Origin of the sequence: Pedobacter sp. MR2016-19, from assembly GCF_014947265.1 — a bacterium.
GTDB lineage: Bacteria > Bacteroidota > Bacteroidia > Sphingobacteriales > Sphingobacteriaceae > Pedobacter.
This window is the reverse complement of the sequence record NZ_JADCNK010000004.1, coordinates 13,455-29,598: the sequence shown is the minus strand read 5'-3', so window position 1 is coordinate 29,598 and position 16,144 is coordinate 13,455. Positions and strand designations below refer to the sequence as shown.

The following is a 16,144-nucleotide window of genomic DNA, read 5'->3' as shown; positions in this document are numbered from 1 at the left end:
TTAAGATTTATAATAAAGCTTACTTTCTTTATTCAAATCAACACCCCGAAAACTTTCAATTAGTTCAAAAGCAATTTGCCTTACTGTTTCGGCTATTGGAGAAATAGTAGATTTGTTGCCTTCAGCATCTTTAACCGTCCAACCTGAAGTGTTTAGCGATATCGGAACGGAATTAGCCAGCGATTTAATTATTTTAGCTCTGGTAAAAGGCAAACCATCCGAATCGACAATCACTTTTTTATTGTTCCACCAGTTTTCTTGCGATACGGTTGTTAAAGCAGAACGATCTAATTTGGCCGAATAACTCCACCCCTTTTCAGCACGATGTGTCAGTTTTAACAATCCGATAAAATTGGTGAGACTTTTGGAGTTGTAAATCTCAGAACTGCAATACAGATCGAGATGACTTAATTTAAGCTGACTTACCAATGCTTTTGCCTGATCGGAGTTATGGAAAATCACCACGATTCGCTCTGCAATCGGATAGATAACAGATTCGTTTCCGCTATCGTACTCATCACAAAGTATTTCTATCTCTTTTAGTTCTCGCTCCAGCAGCGAAACCAGCTCAGGTTTATTTAAAATGGTTTTCATCCTCAGTGGTTACTTACCTAATCGCTTAATCATTTCTGCACTCAAATCCCTGCCATCATTTAAACGGTTGGCAAAAAATGATTTGGCAGCTTCGAAATGTTCTTTGTACCCTTTTAAATCACCATAACCAATAATCGATGCCCATTCGTGCACGGCGGTATGGAATTCCAAATCATCACCACGAATAGATTTATCATATAAGGCGGTATGAATCGATTCTTCGAGCATTTCTTCGTTCTTGAAAAGATATTCGGCAATACCCAATCTCAATTTAAAAGGAGGCGTTTGGCAGATCAGATTATCGTAAGGATTTACACCCATTTTATACCAGGCATATACCATACTCAACAAACTTAAATGTGAATTGGGTTTTTGCTTATGGCTGGCATCCGATAGACTGAATTCTTTCATGATCTTATCATCCAACAGTAAAAGCGAACGACTTTCATGAAAAACAAAATCGCGGGCCGCATAGATCTTTTCCCTAAACTCAGCTTCATTTTCACAGATCATCAGCTTAAACAGTTCAGATTCTGCCTGGGCATAATATTTTACCTGTTTTTGTGCATAAGGGTTTAAAATGGCCAGACCTGCATAAATGTGAGATTTATAACTAAAAATTCTCAGGGTAGTCAATATTTTTACATTATCAATCCCACCCGCATAGGCAGGATTATCCCATGGGAAGAAACCAGCATTTTTCCAGGCAGAACCCATGCTCTCAAAACCCATGTGCGTTACAGCCTGTGTATCGGCTACAATACGATCGTGTTCCCTGTAATCGTCCATTTCAATAATGTTCGATTTTAAAGATTTATAGATCTCAAGGGCCTGTGCATAAACCTCATCTGTAGCACGATGACGCACTACCACCAGTGTTTGCCCCTCAGGGCTAAAAGCAGGACCATGCAAAGAATGGCAAGTTACAATCTGTGTATCTTTTGGAAGGTATTTTTCAAAAGCAGCAATTTCCGGATGTTTAACCGATGTTTGGCCCGAAACAATTGCACCATATTTAGTAGAGCGTGCAAAAACAGCTACCACTTCATCAATTTTTTCGGCCTCAACGCAATAGATAATAAAGTCAGATTTACGTGCTACCTCATGGCCATCAATTAAAACTTCGATTCCTTTTGGTTCCAGCTCATTCTTTAAATCTGCAAAACGTAAAGGCATATCTGCCCCAAATACTTTATAACCTGCATTTACAAACGATAAAGCGTACAATTTGCCCATATCGCCTAAACCAATAATTCCTATTTGCATGAAACAAATGTAACCTATCGCAAATAATTTTATAATAAAACTTAGATAAAATTGTTATTTAACATGTTAAACACAAACATTTTGATCTATCGTTCCTAAACTTCACCTAAAAATATTAAACAGGGAAATAGATAAAAATGTAGTTTTACATTCAAACACCTATATTTAAACTATGCAGAAAATTAAACACACCCTATTGTTTTTAGGCGCTATGCTATTTTTAAACGTTGCGTTTGGGCAAGTTAAGCCAGACACGACAAAGAATACTGATCCATCTCTAAATGGACAGTATCAGTTCATGTTAAAAAAATCTAAAAGTTTGTATGGCGCAAGATTGATCAATCCTTCAAGGTTATCATCTTTATGGAAAAGTGTTAACGATACGCTGAAAAAGGAACGCAAGCAATTGCAGGAAGCCAGGCAGGAAATTAAGGCACAGGCAGGCAATATTTCGAGTTTAAAAGGAGAAGTAACCGGAAAAGAGAGTTCGCTGGCCAATGCTACCGCTTCGGTTAACGAAATTAAGTTTTTAGGAATTTCTTTTGATAAAGGCACTTATAATACTATTGTGTGGACAATTATTATTCTGTTAGGTATAGGCTTGGCCTTTGTTATTTTCCAATCTGGCAAATTAAGGCACGAAGCAAAGTACAGAACATCGCTTTATCAGGAAGTAGCCGATGAATTTCAGGCGCATAAAGTAAAGGCAAAAGATAAAGAAATGAAACTTGCCCGTGAGCTTCAGGACGAACGGAATAAATGGGATGATGGCCGGGGAAGATAAAAAAGATCTAGCCACAGATGCGCAGATCAACACGTAGAAATTTGCTTGTATCTGGCACAATGACCAGATTGTTCAAATTGAATGAGTGTCAGATGGCAACATCTGACACCACTGAAACACATAGTAGCGACGTTTGGCCACATAAGCCGACCGAAGCGAGATACCAGTTCCTTCAATTTACAAAATTGTATGCGGGAATATTTTACCTAAAAGCCATAGCTTAGGTTTCTGACGGGAAAGATATTCCCTTAATATTCCTGTATAAATCTACAGCGTATAGGTCTGTCATTCCAGAAACAAAGTCCAGTACACTCTGTATAATAGAATAAATATCGGTCAAATCGGTATGATACTGTTTAGGAATAAGTTTAACCAGTTTTTTGTAATAGTGTGTATTATTATGAATAAGTGCAGGAACAAACTCTTCTAATAAACCAGCCATAATTTTGTAACCTGCCACCTCTTTCTGTATAACCGACGAGAAATTGTATATGCGCTCTACTGAGATTTTTTCAACAGCTTTCCAGGCCGAAATGTAGGGCTCGGGTAGTAAATCGGTTAAACTATGGTTAAGTTCACCCTTTAATAGTTTTTCTTGTTCTCTAAAAAATATGGATGCACATTGGTTTGTCAAGGTATTAATCGCTTTAGCACGGAGCAGACCAATTTTGGCATCATCGTCTTCGTAATCATTTTTTAAACGTTCTTCTATTGTTGTTGAATTGGCAAAAGGTAACAGGTAGTTTTTCACCTCTTCGTACGACAGGATTTTTAAACGGTGTGCATCTTCCAGATCAATGATGCTGTAACAAATATCATCAGCAGCTTCTACCAGGTAAACCAAAGGATGGCGTTTATAAATGAGGTATTCATTATCTTCCTGCGTCAGGTGAAGTTCGGCTGCAATCTTTTTAAAACTCGCTTCTTCTGACTGGAAGAAACCGTATTTTTTACGGTGCAAAAGGCCTTTTTGTTTACCAGCAATTGATGCACATGGATATTTAGCTATAGAGGCCAAAGTAGAATAAGTAAGCGCATAGGCATCATTTCCTTTTCCCTTTAGCGGATGAGTAAGAATGCGGATGGCATTGGCATTTCCTTCGAAATTAATCAAGTCGTGCCATTGTGTTTCGCTCATTTCTTTCTGGTAAACCTTACCATCACCATCGGTAAAGTAGCGCGAGATGGCTGCTTCTCCTGAATGGCCAAAAGCCGGGTTACCCAAATCGTGTGCTAAAGCAGCAGCAGCCACAATATTACCAACTTCATTAATTAAAGGAACATCTTTAATGAGTTGCGGCTGATGTTCTTCTATACTTTTTAAAAATATATTTGCCATTGAACGGGCCACACTTGCCACCTCCAAACTATGCGTAAGGCGATTGTGAACAAAAACACTTCCCGGCAAGGGGAAAACCTGGGTTTTGTTCTGCAATCTTCTAAATGGAGATGAAAAAATTAACCGGTCATAATCACGCTGGAAATCAGAACGCGCACGATCAGTACTGGCACCATATTGTTCCTGTCCGTACCTTTTATTCGATAGTAAATATTTCCACTCCATGCGTTCAATTAATTTTGGGCGAAGTTAATGATTCAGGTGCTGCTTTAATAAAAAGATTCGTTTTTAAAACCTTTGATTTTTTAAGCCTATCGAGTGTAATACATGGTATGAATAATTTTTACGTCTATAAAAGGGCAATCAAAGCAGTCCACCCGGTTTGATGGCTAGCGCCCAGGCCTTTTCCATTGTCACCGTTAAAGTACTCGTAATATAAAATGTAATCTTTAAAATGCTCGTCGTGATTTAATTTGGGATAGCCTCCAAATGCCGCACGCTCACCCTTATCATTTTTAAGGAATAAATTTTTCATCCTTTTGCTCAACAAATCTGCAATTTCATTCAGTGAGAAATAGTCGTTCGAACCTGTTGGATATTCTACCCTAAAATCATCTGTATAGTATTCGTGAAAATGTTTTAAGGCATCAACTAATAAATAGTTTAGAGGCATCCAAATTGGTCCGCGCCAATTGCTGTTTCCACCAAACATACCTGTATCACTTTCTGCAGGTGTGTACTTTACAGAATAATCACTTCCATTTAACCAGTAACTAAAAGGCTGTGTTTCATAAATTTTAGAAACCGATCGAATACCAAAATCAGAGAGGAACTCGGTAGTATCCAACATTCTGCGCAAAAGCATTTTCATCCTATGGCCACGCAAAAGCGAAAACAAGTGTTTATCATTTCCACTTTTATCTGCCCAATGGCTCACTAACTGTACCAAATCAGGTCGTTGAAGCATAAAAGCCTCCAAATGAGACCTAAGTTTTGGCAAGTCTTTCCAATCTTTATCGCTAAAAACGATTACCGCGAACATGGGGATCAAACCGACAAGAGAGCGAAGGCGTAACCGATCCCAATCTCCATTGGGATTACGTAATAAATCGTAGTAAAAACCATCATGATCATCCCATAATCCAATGTGATGATCGCCCATATTATCAATTGATCCGGCAATAAATAAAAAATGTTGTGCAAATTTTATTGCCATATCTTCATATAACGGATCGTGTAAGGCTAGTTCTATACTTATTTGAAGCATATTCAAAGCGTACATAGCCATCCAGCTGGTGCCATCAGCTTGCTCCAAAAAACCACCACCGGGAACGGGCTCACTGCGGTTAAACACCCCAATGTTATCAAGCCCCAGAAAGCCACCTTCAAAAATATTGTTCCCCTCGCTATCTTTTTGGTTAACCCACCAGGTGAAGTTGAGGAGTAGGCGCTGAAATACCTCTTCTAAAAACTTTAAATCACCGGTTCCTTTTATTTTCTTATCTACCAGGTAAACCTTGTAAGAAGCCAATGCATGCACCGGCGGATTTGCATCTGTAAAATCCCATTCGTATGCGGGTAATTGTCCGTTTGGATGGATATAACTATTGTTTAATAACAATCGCAATTGCTGTTTGGCAAAATCGGGATCTACAGGCGCAAGCGCTATGCAATGAAAAGCAAGATCCCAGGCAGCAAACCAAGGGTATTCCCACTTATCAGGCATTAAAATAATATCATTAGCCGTAAAATGGCTCCAATGGTAATTTCTACCACATGCTCTTTCTTGTGCTGGTTTAGGTAAACCCGCATCGCCCTTTAACCAGGCATTTACATCATAATTATAATACTGCTTATTCCATAAAATACCCGCCCAAGCTTGCCGTTGCAGCATTTTTTCTTCATCACTGCAATCCACAGCGTATTTATCTGCATAAAACTCATTGGCTTCTTTTTTACGCACTTCAAAAATCTGATCATAATCTTCAAATGGTGCTTCTAACTGGTTACAGCTTAATCTTAATTTTATGCTGATGCTTTGTTTTGCAGGAATGAGCTTGGTATAATGAACTGCGACTTTGGTTCCTGTTTTGGCAGGATTTATGGCCTTTCTATTCCCGTTTATCAAATAGTCGTTTATACCATCCTTTACAAAATCTGATGCGTTTGCTGATTGATATAAACGTTCATTATTGGTTTCATTATCGGTAAATAAAAATTCAGGTTTACCATCTGCATAACAATAAAATTTACCTAGCTTTTCTGAATGCAAAAGCAATTTATTTTGTCCAATACTGCTAATTGCAGGCTTAGCTGTAGCACCATCCCAACCCCAGTTGTTACGGTACCATAACTGTGGTAAAATATGAAGATTGGCATCTTCATTGCTTCTATTAAAAATGGTGTAATTAATGAGCAAATCATCCACATCATTTTTTACATAATTGATAAAAACATCAAAATATTTATCTTCATCAAATATACCTGTATCCATCAATTCAAATTCGGGTTCCTGTCTGGATCGTTTGGCATTTTCATCTACAAGTTTAGCATAAGGGAAAGCAGACTGTGGGTATTTATACAACATTTGCATATAGGTATGCATGGGCGTATTATCCAAATAATAATAAAGTTCTTTAACATCTTCTCCATGATTACCCTCTGAATTGTTCAAACCAAAAAGCCGTTCTTTTAAAATAGCATCCTTGCCATTCCATAAAGCTAACCCTACACAAAGCAGTTGCTGATCATCACTTATGCCCGCTAATCCTTCCTCACCCCACCTAAAGGCTTTACTCCTCGCTGTATCATGCGTTGTAAAATCCCAGGCATTTCCATTGGGGCTATAATCTTCCCTCACAGTTCCCCACTGTCGCTCAGTAAGGTATGGCCCCCACTTAAGCCATGCTTTTTGATTGGCATATTGTTGATTAATCCGATTTTGCTCTGCCTTGTTCATATTTCAATATTAGCTAATAGTCCACTTGCTAAAACTATACCAATTACCAGTTAGCTTTCAGCTTATTAATATGAAGTTAAATATCCATGATTAAAGTAAATATATTCTAAGTTTTAAGTCACGAACTCAATAATAAAATACAAACCTTTTGGTTTCAGAAACGTTGTTTAAATGAGATTTAATTTATTTATATGAAAACGAGCATCTATAATAAGGAAGAACACACTGAGGGTTACGTAGGACCAGATGGTGGAAAAGAAGAAAAATCTGATGTGCAGAAAGCTTACGAAGAGGGTAATGATACCAATGTTATAACCGCTTTTGGTAAAGAACCAAGCGAACTGATTAAAGGCAATGCTTTAGCAAAAGATGGTTTCGATAATTCTGGTACACAGGGTAAAGATTCGCTTAGCGATGATGCATATAACAGTGCTGATAAAAACCCAACCATACAGAGTTCCGAAAGCCATACCGGGAGTTCATCTGAAGATTTTAAAGCAAATGCCGGCATCAATGAGGATGATGAAAACCATGCATTAAATACAGGAATATAAAGAGACAGTTATGGGATTATTAAAATATGCAATTTTAGGCGCAGCAGCAGTATACGGTTTTAAATACGCCACAAAAAAGCGTGCAACTGATGGGAAATCTTTAATTGATGACTTTAAGGAAAAAGTTCCGGAATATGTTGATGAAATTAATAATTACGCCACAAAAATAAAGCAGGATTATCGGCAAACCAGCGATTTATATTAATGTTTAGATTGTCACTCAAATAAATACCCCGCTTAAGGCATGGTTACTACGGAGCTTTCCGTTGCACCATAGGGGTGAGTGTCACTACTGAAAATGAAAGTATTTACCAGACCTTAAAGGCTGCTAATTAATCAAGTTTGGGTTAACTATTACACCGGCAAAATATTGATATATATCAATATATTAAAACCATATTCTTTGTGAATTGACTATAAGTTCCTGAAATTTGCTATGCTGTAGGATTCGCGACAAAGATTAAAAAATCATTAACTAACTATTTAAGGGCATTTGCTACTTAATTAACGCATTACAGTTGTCGAATCCTAAATAAATTCCATCTACCGGAAAATGCATAAGTCTTGTAAAGGGATTATTCTATAAGAATAGTCTCTTTATAACTAAATCATAAATCTTTCCCACTTAACCCCTTCTCATTATTCTTGTTTCTGTTTCCAATGTCTTCACCCTGACTTAAATTCGAATTATTTAAATTTTCATTTACGGTATGATTAGGATCATTTTCTGTTTTCAATAAATGTGATGCCTCTGGTTCATCCTTACGTTTAAAATCAGTGCGTTTATGGCCGTAAGTAGCCTCTCCATTATCCCATTCTATGTGCTCATCATTGTGGTTAACCCCAGCATTAGGATCAACATTTTTATTTTCGTTACTTTCCATAGCCATTTTTTATTTGTAGATAATCTCCTTTAACAACATTGGTGCAATAAAAAAAGTTTAACAGATCCCATTATATATTGCCCAGTCTTTCCACCTCATCTTATCGATCCGCCATTCAATTGCAGTTACTATACACCCTCACTTTGATCAATCTCTGTACTACTATCCAAATCGTCTTTAGTTGATCCATTTTCATCACGATGTTTTGGTGGATTTTCCATTCTACTTTTTTCCAGTTCTGAAAAATCACCGCCTTTTTGATTGGCCACTTCCCCATGTGAAGAAGGTTTATTTGTTAGTTCTTCCTTTGGGTCGGCAAAATCCTGTCCCTCAATTGGTAATTCTTCTTGTTCCTTATCCTTACTAGTCATATAAGTACAACCAGTCTGCACAGCTTTTGTTTTGGAATTTGCATTGCATAAAAAAAGGCCTCGATTTGCATCGAGACCTTTTCTGTTCTTTTTAAAATCAATTAAACTTTGATTTCAACTTCAACACCGCTAGGCAATTCAAGTTTCATTAAAGCATCAACTGTTTTAGAGTTAGAGCTATAAATATCCAATAAACGTTTATAAGCGCACAATTGGAATTGCTCTCTAGCTTTTTTGTTTACGTGTGGAGAACGTAAAACAGTAAAGATTTTTTTCTCTGTAGGAAGTGGAATCGGACCACTAACCACTGCACCCGTAGGTTTAACAGTTTTTACGATTTTCTCAGCAGATTTATCTACTAAATTGTAATCGTAAGATTTTAATTTAATTCTGATTCTTTGGCTCATCTTATTTTTAATTATGGTTTCCTGTTAGAGCTATTAACAACAGAAACCGGATTTATCTTTTTAGTAGCAAGTATTTAGTATTAAGTATCAAGACTGATAATCCATCTTGATACTTGATACTTTTATCTTAATACTAATTAGTCTTCAGATTTAATTCTGCCTTTAGATTTAGCAATTACTTCATCCTGTACATTTTTAGGCGCAGCTTCATAGTGGTCAAATTCCATTGTAGAAGTTGCACGGCCTGATGTAATGGTACGTAACTGCGTTACATAACCAAACATTTCAGAAAGAGGCACAGTTGCTTTAATTACCTGAGATCCGTTACGGGTATCCATACCTAATAACTGACCACGACGACGGTTCATATCACCGATCACGTCACCCATGTTTTCTTCAGGGGTTAAGATTTCGATTTTCATGATTGGCTCCATCAAAGTAGGTTTACATTTAGGTAAAGCCTCACGGTATGCCATTTTAGCAGCAAGCTCAAATGATAAAGCATCTGAATCGACCGCGTGGAATGAACCATCCGTTAAACGAACTTTCATATCAGGAAGTGGATAACCAGCTAATACACCATTTGCCATAGAAGCAGCAAAACCTTTTTCTACTGAAGGGATAAACTCACGAGGAATTGAACCACCTGTAATTTCGTTTACAAACTGTAAACCACCTTTTTCGAAATCAGCATCAATTGGTGAGATAATTACTGAAATATCAGCAAATTTACCACGACCACCTGATTGTTTCTTGTATGTTTCGCGGTGTGTTGTTGAACCTAAAATAGCTTCTTTGTAAGCTACCTGTGGTGCACCTTGGTTAACCTCTACTTTAAATTCGCGTTTTAAACGGTCAATTAAAATATCTAAGTGTAACTCACCCATACCAGAGATAACCGTTTGACCGGTTTCCTGATCTGTTTGAACTCTAAATGTAGGATCCTCTTCAGCTAATTTACCTAAACCAATACCTAATTTATCAACGTCAGCCTGAGTTTTAGGCTCAATAGCTAAACCGATAACTGGTTCTGGGAAATCCATTGACTCAAGAACGATTGGGTTTTTCTCATCACAAAGCGTATCACCTGTTTTGATATCTTTAAAGCCAACTACCGCAGCAATATCACCAGCAGCCACATTTGGCACAGGGTTTTGCTTGTTAGCATGCATTTGGAAGATACGAGAAATACGCTCTTTATTTTCTGAACGAGAGTTATACACGTAAGAACCTGCTTCTAAGTTACCCGAGTAAACACGGATAAAACATAAACGCCCTACGAATGGATCGGTTGCAATTTTAAAAGCTAAAGCTGCAAATGGCTCACTAATGCTTGGTTTTAATAAAACCTCCTCATTAGTATCTGGGTTTGTACCAATAACACCTTCACTATCCATAGGTGAAGGCAATAATTCCATCACATAATCAAGCATCGTTTGTACACCTTTATTTTTGAAAGATGAACCACAAACCATAGGTACAATTTTAGCATCTAAAACAGCTGCACGTAAAGCATCTAAAACTTCGCGTTCTGTGATTGTTTCTGGCGCTTCGAAGAATTTCTCCATTAACGACTCATCATAATCAGCAACCGATTCAAGTAATTTCTCTCTCCACTCCGCAACCTCATCAATCATATCTTCTGGGATTGGCACTTCAGTAAAGGTCATCCCTTTATCATGCTCATTCCAAACGATACCACGGTTGTTGATCAAATCAACCACACCTTTAAATCCATCTTCAGATCCGATAGGTAATTGTAATGGAACTGCATTACTACCCAACATTTCTTTAACCTGTTTAACAACTTTTAAAAAGTCTGCTCCAGAACGGTCCATTTTATTAACGAAACCAATACGAGGCACACTGTAGTTGTTTGCTAAACGCCAGTTTGTTTCTGATTGAGGCTCAACACCATCAACAGCTGAAAACAAGAATACTAATCCATCTAGTACACGTAGTGAACGGTTTACCTCTACGGTAAAATCCACGTGACCTGGAGTATCAATCACGTTAACGTGATACTTTTGACCTCTGTAATTCCAATCAACAGTAGTTGCAGCAGAAGTAATGGTAATACCACGCTCTTGCTCTTGTGCCATCCAGTCCATTGTTGCAGCACCTTCGTGCACTTCACCAATTTTATGACTTACACCAGCATAATAAAGGATACGCTCAGTTGTTGTAGTTTTACCCGCATCAATGTGAGCCGCGATTCCAATATTTCTTGTAAATTTTAAATCTCTTGCCATGTTATGTTTTTGATTTATCTGATTTTAAATGATTACACCGATTATGTTAAAACAAATCGGTGCAATTTATCTAATCAGTATAATCTTCTAATTAAATCTGTGTAATCTTACTAATCTGTTAATCCTAAATTAGAACCTGAAGTGAGAGAACGCTTTGTTAGCCTCAGCCATTTTGTGCGTATCTTCTTTCTTCTTAACAGCAGCTCCTTCGCCTTTAGCAGCAGCTACGATTTCACCAGCTAATTTCTCTTTCATGGTTTTTTCACCACGACGACGAGCGTATAAAATTAACCATTTCATACCTAAAGCTGTTTTACGCTCTGGTCTAACCTCAGTTGGAACCTGGAAGTTAGCACCACCAACACGACGAGATTTAACCTCTACAGCTGGCATAATGTTAGTTAATGCGCGTTTGAATATCTCTAAACCGTTTTCACCTGCTTTTTTCTCAGCAATTTCAACAGCATCATAAAAAATTGAATAAGCGATAGATTTTTTTCCATCGTACATCATATTATTTACAAAACGAGTTACCTGAACATCATTAAATTTTGGATCAGGAAGAATAATTCTCTTTTTTGGTTTTGACTTTCTCATTTCTTATTTCCTCCCGATTATTTCTTTTTACCTTTTGTTGGTGCCGCAACTACCTGTCCTGGTTTAGGACGTTTAGTACCATATTTAGAACGGCGTTGGTTACGACCAGCCACACCTGATGTATCTAATGCACCACGGATGATGTGGTAACGTACACCTGGTAAATCTTTAACACGACCACCACGGATCAATACGATTGAGTGCTCCTGTAAGTTGTGACCTTCTCCAGGAATGTAAGCATTCACCTCTTTACCGTTCGTTAAACGAACACGGGCTACTTTACGCATTGCTGAGTTTGGTTTTTTAGGGGTAGTGGTGTACACACGTGTACATACACCTCTTCGCTGTGGACAACTGTCCAACGCTGGAGACTTACTCTTGAACTCCAGTGCTACTCTACCTTTTCTAACTAATTGTTGAATGGTTGGCATTGTGCTTTTTTATGTTTTTTTATTAAAAAATTTACCGCTCCCCCGGCATCCTTGCAGATAGCCCATAAAACGGACTGCAAAAGTAGAACAATTCTTTTTAAAAATCAAGGGGTTAGCGTAAAAAGTTTTCAGTTGGCACTTATCAGTTTTCAGTTGAAGATTAAGGACTTGCAGTTCTTCCTGTCTCTTGTCGTCATTCCGAACTGAAGCGGAGGCAATGATGGTGGCCTGAAGCAATCTTTCTCACCTTAAATACTCAATGCATCCTGGCCTTGTTTCATCATTATTAAACGCTTATTTGGAAAGCAGTTTCAGCCATACTTTGGCTGGGTTCGGCCCCGCTAATGTTACAAGTTCGTGAAGAACTCACTTTCCACTTATATCGGGTTTAGGTGGCAAAAGTAGGCTTCTAATATTAACATTTTCCCTGCAAAGTTTAAAGGAGATCAGTTTGCCTTCCGTTTTTCGCGATATTTAATAAATAGCTTAATAAGCACCAATCAAACTATTGGCCGGAATATTCAAAACCTCGTGTAATTTTCTAATCATACTTAAACTAAGTTTGCGCTTACCGCTCAATATTTCAGATTGGCGACTGCGGGCACCTAAAATTTTAGATAGCTCACTTGGCGCTTTACCCAACTGTTCTAACCTAAATTTGATGGCTTCAATTGGTGATGGAGGTGCAATTGCATAATGACTTTCTTCGTAATGTTCTATTAATAATGTTAATAAATCCAATTCATCAGCTTGCTCGGTATCTAAATCAAGATCTTTTTGCATCAACAAGTAGGCCTTTTCTAAAGCCAATTCATACTCATTCTCTGTTTTAATTACTTTTAACATATTTTACCTCCTCCACATTAATTTTATCATAATTAGCATGTGTGCCAATCCAAACTATAAAAACAATTTTTAATTTAAATTCTATATCGGCAATCAACCTATAATCGTTACCCTTAATGTTAAATACGAATCGTTTACCTGTTATTACATCTGCAGTTGCATACAACTTAATTACATCTGCTGGCATATTCCAATCTTGCTCAACAACCTCACCATACCAAGCCTCTAAACTAGCCTTGGCGGTGCTGTGCTTCCTGTAATATTCAACAAGTGTCTTTTTAGCAATAATCCGCATATACAAATGTATTACCAAAATGGTAACAAAACAAATTTATTTAATTCTCATAATTTCATTGGGCTACTTGATATTATCACAGAAACTTACATTTATAGTAATGGGTTAATTACATAACTGTTTTTTCACTGGGTTAAAATAATGACCTGTTATAATGCAAAAAAGTCTTCCAGTTTTACCTGAAAGACTTTCCTTTTTTAAGCTTTAGCTACTTTTTTTGTGTGTTTTTTATGATGATGCTTTTTATGACTTTTTTTAGTCATAGATTTTTCTGTACTTGGTTTTGCAGGTGCTGCAGTTTGCGCATTAACCGTTGCAAAGGTAAACATGGCTAATAAAGCGATGCTTAAAACTTTAATTGCTTTCATTTTCAAGTTGATTAATAATGAATAAACCTTGTTATTTTTTTATTAAATCTCGAAAAGCAAAATGAAGATTTAATGAATTATGGCAGGTCGAAAGCAAAAGAATATTTTAGCTTTCTTCCACTCAACACATACTCAGAAACTACCTTTCCGTCAACGAGGATTTTATATTCACCCTTAGATTGATGCTTAGCAGTAGCAAAAGTTGTAAGCTGAACATGTGTTCCAGATTTTAAGATTACAGTCTTTTCCCATGCACCGTTAATTTCTTTTAGTTCTGTCTGTTTTCCATTTTCAGTAGTGTAAGCCATGTCGGCCATTAAACCATCGCCAAAATTTGCCTGATACACTACGCTATAAGTTTCTTTCTGAGGAACATCTATTTTACCACTCGACATGGAATAGATGGTTGTCATGGTTGATAAAGCACAGCTGCTTAAAATGATCGCCAGCAAAAAAGAACAGATAATATTTTTCATTTGATATGGTTTAGATCAAGATGACGACGGTTTTAAAGAAAAGGTTGCAAAGGAAAGAGAAATGATTAAATGAGAGAATATTGGATTAGACTAGCCTATTCACTCCTTCTAAACTCACTCATTCCATCATTTATTAAACGTATCAAGGTATAAATCTTCAACCTTTTTTCTGGCCCAGGGCATTCTTCTTAAAAATTTTAAGCTCGATTTGATCGTTTGGTTATTATTGAAACAATCGATCCTGATCAATGATCCCAGTTTTTCCCAACCGTAATGCGTTTGCAGATCGGTTACTATTTTTTCCAGAGTGATACCGTGTAAAGGATTATTTTTTTGCTGTTCGGCCATTTCGCAAAGTTAAGGCAAAATTATCAGGGTTTGTACTGGGCCATCCAAACATTTGCACCGCCGCAATCGGGATCGTTTATTTTGTGCCTGAGCACCTCAAATTGATTTGCCTGAAGCAGGGTTTGATATTCAGCGGTATCCAAAGAAGCATGAAAAAGATTTTCGCCACCATTCATGCCCCACACTTCTCCCCTTTCCGTTCCAGACGTAAACAGTAAAATACCGTTGGGCCTAAGGTGACGTTTAAAAATAGCAAACATATCCGGCTGATCATCAGCAGGAAGATGAAAAAAACTGTGCCAGGCAATAATCGCATCAAATTTTTCGTCGAGATCGAGTTCACGCATATCTTTTAGCAGAAATCTGGTAGATGGGAAATTGATTTTTGCCAGCCCGATCATTTTTTCGCTGGCATCAACTCCTAGAACATTTACCCCATGGTTGATAAAATATTCCAATATGGGTTTCCCATCACCGCAGCCCAGATCTAAAACCTTTGCATCTGTTGCAAGGTGTTGGAGGATATCATTTAAATAAGCTTTCTCTACCGAATCAGCATAACGGTTTTCAGCAAACCAGTGTCCTATCTTATTGTAAACTTTGTAAACGTTTTTGCGTTCTCCTTTTTCCATATGTGTAAATTTTAGATTATTATTGATGTTAATCTTTAATTCAAAGTTTTAAAATATCCAGAACACCACCCCTTGCATTAACAACAATAAAATAAACATATTCTATTTTTTATTGGAAACAAAACTGCAGTGGTTCTTGGCAAATGCAGCCCTGCCATCCGCTTTACTCCGTTGCACTTCATGCCCGCTACTGTCAGGTTTAGGATGAACGGTCTGCTTCCAGGATCACGCCAAAGGTATTGGACCCTTCATTTCCAAAACAATATCGGTTAAACAATAATTGTAACCGGGTTTATAAATTAACCAACAGCCGTAGCATCAATTTCGATTAACATGCCATTTAAGGCCAACCTTTGTACCGGGATAAGCGTGTTTACCGGGAATTTCTGGTCGGGCCATATTTTATTTGATTCTTCGATCAGGATCTCGTGTTTGGCTTCATCGTAATCTACCACCAAAGTAGTCAGTTTTGCAATGTTGGCCATGGTTAAATTTTTGCTTTTTAAAGCTAAGGCAATATTTTCGAAAACAATGCCTACCTGTGTCCTAAAATCATCACTTAAAATGCCATCTGTTCTGCTACCGCCCTGACCTGCAACAAATACCAATTGACGGTCGGCCGGAACTGAAGCCAAATGAGAATATCCGTGTGGACGGGGATCGTATATGCCAGCAGGATTGGTAATTTCTAAACCAGGTGTTTCCATATTTGTAAATTTATGACAGCTAAATTATCTGATA

20 protein-coding genes are annotated in these 16,144 nt (G+C 37.5%); 3 read left to right on the top strand and 17 right to left on the bottom strand.

What is annotated here, in order from left to right:
- Positions 1–594: a hypothetical protein gene (locus tag IM793_RS07080; RefSeq protein WP_193420377.1), complete on the bottom strand. Its 594-nt coding sequence runs from the start codon at positions 592–594 to the stop codon at positions 1–3.
- 9 nt (positions 595–603) lie between these two features.
- Positions 604–1,860: a prephenate dehydrogenase gene (locus IM793_RS07075; RefSeq protein ID WP_193420376.1), complete on the bottom strand. Its 1,257-nt coding sequence runs from the start codon at positions 1,858–1,860 to the stop codon at positions 604–606.
- Between the two features lie 172 nt (positions 1,861–2,032).
- On the opposite strand from IM793_RS07075, the gene IM793_RS07070 reads away from it, so the two are divergent.
- On the top strand, positions 2,033–2,644 hold the full coding sequence (locus IM793_RS07070) for a hypothetical protein (RefSeq protein WP_121283871.1): 612 nt from the start codon (positions 2,033–2,035) through the stop codon (positions 2,642–2,644).
- A gap of 220 nt (positions 2,645–2,864) precedes the next feature.
- Here IM793_RS07070 and IM793_RS07065 read toward each other — a convergent pair whose 3' ends face one another.
- A complete protein-coding gene (locus IM793_RS07065; protein ID WP_193420375.1) occupies positions 2,865–4,208 on the bottom strand; it encodes a deoxyguanosinetriphosphate triphosphohydrolase in 1,344 nt (447 codons plus the stop codon).
- Between the two features lie 124 nt (positions 4,209–4,332).
- Positions 4,333–6,942, bottom strand: coding sequence for a glucosidase (locus IM793_RS07060; protein ID WP_193420374.1), 2,610 nt, complete (start codon positions 6,940–6,942; stop codon positions 4,333–4,335).
- Positions 6,943–7,133: 191 nt separating this feature from the next.
- On the opposite strand from IM793_RS07060, the gene IM793_RS07055 reads away from it, so the two are divergent.
- Complete coding sequence (locus tag IM793_RS07055) at positions 7,134–7,496, top strand: hypothetical protein (RefSeq protein ID WP_193420373.1); 363 nt, start codon at positions 7,134–7,136, stop codon at positions 7,494–7,496.
- 10 nt (positions 7,497–7,506) lie between these two features.
- Positions 7,507–7,701, top strand: a complete 195-nt coding sequence (locus IM793_RS07050; protein ID WP_193420372.1) for a YtxH domain-containing protein — start codon at positions 7,507–7,509, stop codon at positions 7,699–7,701.
- 403 nt (positions 7,702–8,104) lie between these two features.
- On the opposite strand, the gene IM793_RS07045 is transcribed toward IM793_RS07050, so the two are convergent.
- The 13 genes from IM793_RS07045 to IM793_RS06985 form a co-directional block, all read right to left on the bottom strand.
- Positions 8,105–8,380, bottom strand: a complete 276-nt coding sequence (locus IM793_RS07045; protein ID WP_193420371.1) for a hypothetical protein — start codon at positions 8,378–8,380, stop codon at positions 8,105–8,107.
- A 128-nt stretch (positions 8,381–8,508) separates the two neighbouring features.
- Positions 8,509–8,772, bottom strand: coding sequence for a hypothetical protein (locus IM793_RS07040; protein WP_193420370.1), 264 nt, complete (start codon positions 8,770–8,772; stop codon positions 8,509–8,511).
- Between the two features lie 80 nt (positions 8,773–8,852).
- Positions 8,853–9,158: a 30S ribosomal protein S10 gene (gene rpsJ / locus IM793_RS07035; protein ID WP_008244591.1), complete on the bottom strand. Its 306-nt coding sequence runs from the start codon at positions 9,156–9,158 to the stop codon at positions 8,853–8,855.
- A 137-nt stretch (positions 9,159–9,295) separates the two neighbouring features.
- Positions 9,296–11,410, bottom strand: a complete 2,115-nt coding sequence (gene fusA, locus IM793_RS07030) for an elongation factor G (protein WP_193420369.1) — start codon at positions 11,408–11,410, stop codon at positions 9,296–9,298.
- 129 nt (positions 11,411–11,539) lie between these two features.
- A complete protein-coding gene (rpsG, locus tag IM793_RS07025) occupies positions 11,540–12,007 on the bottom strand; it encodes a 30S ribosomal protein S7 (RefSeq protein WP_056097505.1) in 468 nt (155 codons plus the stop codon).
- Between the two features lie 17 nt (positions 12,008–12,024).
- Positions 12,025–12,438, bottom strand: coding sequence for a 30S ribosomal protein S12 (rpsL, locus tag IM793_RS07020; protein WP_029278631.1), 414 nt, complete (start codon positions 12,436–12,438; stop codon positions 12,025–12,027).
- A 486-nt stretch (positions 12,439–12,924) separates the two neighbouring features.
- Positions 12,925–13,284 (bottom strand): type II toxin-antitoxin system HigA family antitoxin, encoded by a 360-nt coding sequence (locus IM793_RS07015; RefSeq protein ID WP_193420368.1) that lies wholly within the window; start codon positions 13,282–13,284, stop codon positions 12,925–12,927.
- Positions 13,268–13,579 (bottom strand): type II toxin-antitoxin system HigB family toxin, encoded by a 312-nt coding sequence (locus IM793_RS07010; RefSeq protein WP_193420367.1) that lies wholly within the window; start codon positions 13,577–13,579, stop codon positions 13,268–13,270. Before IM793_RS07010 ends, IM793_RS07015 begins: the two co-directional genes overlap by 17 nt.
- A 197-nt stretch (positions 13,580–13,776) precedes the next feature.
- Positions 13,777–13,947 (bottom strand): hypothetical protein, encoded by a 171-nt coding sequence (locus tag IM793_RS07005; RefSeq protein ID WP_193420366.1) that lies wholly within the window; start codon positions 13,945–13,947, stop codon positions 13,777–13,779.
- Between the two features lie 77 nt (positions 13,948–14,024).
- Positions 14,025–14,423 carry a hypothetical protein gene (locus tag IM793_RS07000; RefSeq protein ID WP_193420365.1) on the bottom strand — a complete coding sequence of 133 codons (399 nt, stop codon included), beginning with the start codon at positions 14,421–14,423 and terminating at the stop codon, positions 14,025–14,027.
- A 126-nt stretch (positions 14,424–14,549) separates the two neighbouring features.
- A complete protein-coding gene (locus tag IM793_RS06995) occupies positions 14,550–14,771 on the bottom strand; it encodes a VF530 family DNA-binding protein (protein ID WP_121283883.1) in 222 nt (73 codons plus the stop codon).
- 23 nt (positions 14,772–14,794) lie between these two features.
- Complete coding sequence (locus tag IM793_RS06990) at positions 14,795–15,403, bottom strand: trans-aconitate 2-methyltransferase (protein ID WP_193420364.1); 609 nt, start codon at positions 15,401–15,403, stop codon at positions 14,795–14,797.
- Between the two features lie 299 nt (positions 15,404–15,702).
- Complete coding sequence (locus tag IM793_RS06985) at positions 15,703–16,110, bottom strand: RidA family protein (protein ID WP_193420363.1); 408 nt, start codon at positions 16,108–16,110, stop codon at positions 15,703–15,705.
- Positions 16,111–16,144 lie beyond the last annotated feature (34 nt).

What these genes read in the sequence shown, in the direction of transcription:
- IM793_RS07080 (WP_193420377.1), bottom strand. Translation starts at nt 594, where the DNA reads ATGAAAACCATTTTAAATAAACCTGAGCTGGTTTCGCTGCTGGAGCGA.
- IM793_RS07075 (WP_193420376.1), bottom strand. Translation starts at nt 1,860, where the DNA reads ATGCAAATAGGAATTATTGGTTTAGGCGATATGGGCAAATTGTACGCT.
- IM793_RS07070 (WP_121283871.1), top strand. Translation starts at nt 2,033, where the DNA reads ATGCAGAAAATTAAACACACCCTATTGTTTTTAGGCGCTATGCTATTT.
- IM793_RS07065 (WP_193420375.1), bottom strand. Translation starts at nt 4,208, where the DNA reads ATGGAGTGGAAATATTTACTATCGAATAAAAGGTACGGACAGGAACAA.
- IM793_RS07060 (WP_193420374.1), bottom strand. Translation starts at nt 6,942, where the DNA reads ATGAACAAGGCAGAGCAAAATCGGATTAATCAACAATATGCCAATCAA.
- IM793_RS07055 (WP_193420373.1), top strand. Translation starts at nt 7,134, where the DNA reads ATGAAAACGAGCATCTATAATAAGGAAGAACACACTGAGGGTTACGTA.
- IM793_RS07050 (WP_193420372.1), top strand. Translation starts at nt 7,507, where the DNA reads ATGGGATTATTAAAATATGCAATTTTAGGCGCAGCAGCAGTATACGGT.
- IM793_RS07045 (WP_193420371.1), bottom strand. Translation starts at nt 8,380, where the DNA reads ATGGAAAGTAACGAAAATAAAAATGTTGATCCTAATGCTGGGGTTAAC.
- rpsJ (WP_008244591.1), bottom strand. Translation starts at nt 9,158, where the DNA reads ATGAGCCAAAGAATCAGAATTAAATTAAAATCTTACGATTACAATTTA.
- fusA (WP_193420369.1), bottom strand. Translation starts at nt 11,410, where the DNA reads ATGGCAAGAGATTTAAAATTTACAAGAAATATTGGAATCGCGGCTCAC.
- rpsG (WP_056097505.1), bottom strand. Translation starts at nt 12,007, where the DNA reads ATGAGAAAGTCAAAACCAAAAAAGAGAATTATTCTTCCTGATCCAAAA.
- rpsL (WP_029278631.1), bottom strand. Translation starts at nt 12,438, where the DNA reads ATGCCAACCATTCAACAATTAGTTAGAAAAGGTAGAGTAGCACTGGAG.
- IM793_RS07015 (WP_193420368.1), bottom strand. Translation starts at nt 13,284, where the DNA reads ATGTTAAAAGTAATTAAAACAGAGAATGAGTATGAATTGGCTTTAGAA.
- IM793_RS07010 (WP_193420367.1), bottom strand. Translation starts at nt 13,579, where the DNA reads ATGCGGATTATTGCTAAAAAGACACTTGTTGAATATTACAGGAAGCAC.
- IM793_RS07005 (WP_193420366.1), bottom strand. Translation starts at nt 13,947, where the DNA reads ATGAAAGCAATTAAAGTTTTAAGCATCGCTTTATTAGCCATGTTTACC.
- IM793_RS07000 (WP_193420365.1), bottom strand. Translation starts at nt 14,423, where the DNA reads ATGAAAAATATTATCTGTTCTTTTTTGCTGGCGATCATTTTAAGCAGC.
- IM793_RS06995 (WP_121283883.1), bottom strand. Translation starts at nt 14,771, where the DNA reads ATGGCCGAACAGCAAAAAAATAATCCTTTACACGGTATCACTCTGGAA.
- IM793_RS06990 (WP_193420364.1), bottom strand. Translation starts at nt 15,403, where the DNA reads ATGGAAAAAGGAGAACGCAAAAACGTTTACAAAGTTTACAATAAGATA.
- IM793_RS06985 (WP_193420363.1), bottom strand. Translation starts at nt 16,110, where the DNA reads ATGGAAACACCTGGTTTAGAAATTACCAATCCTGCTGGCATATACGAT.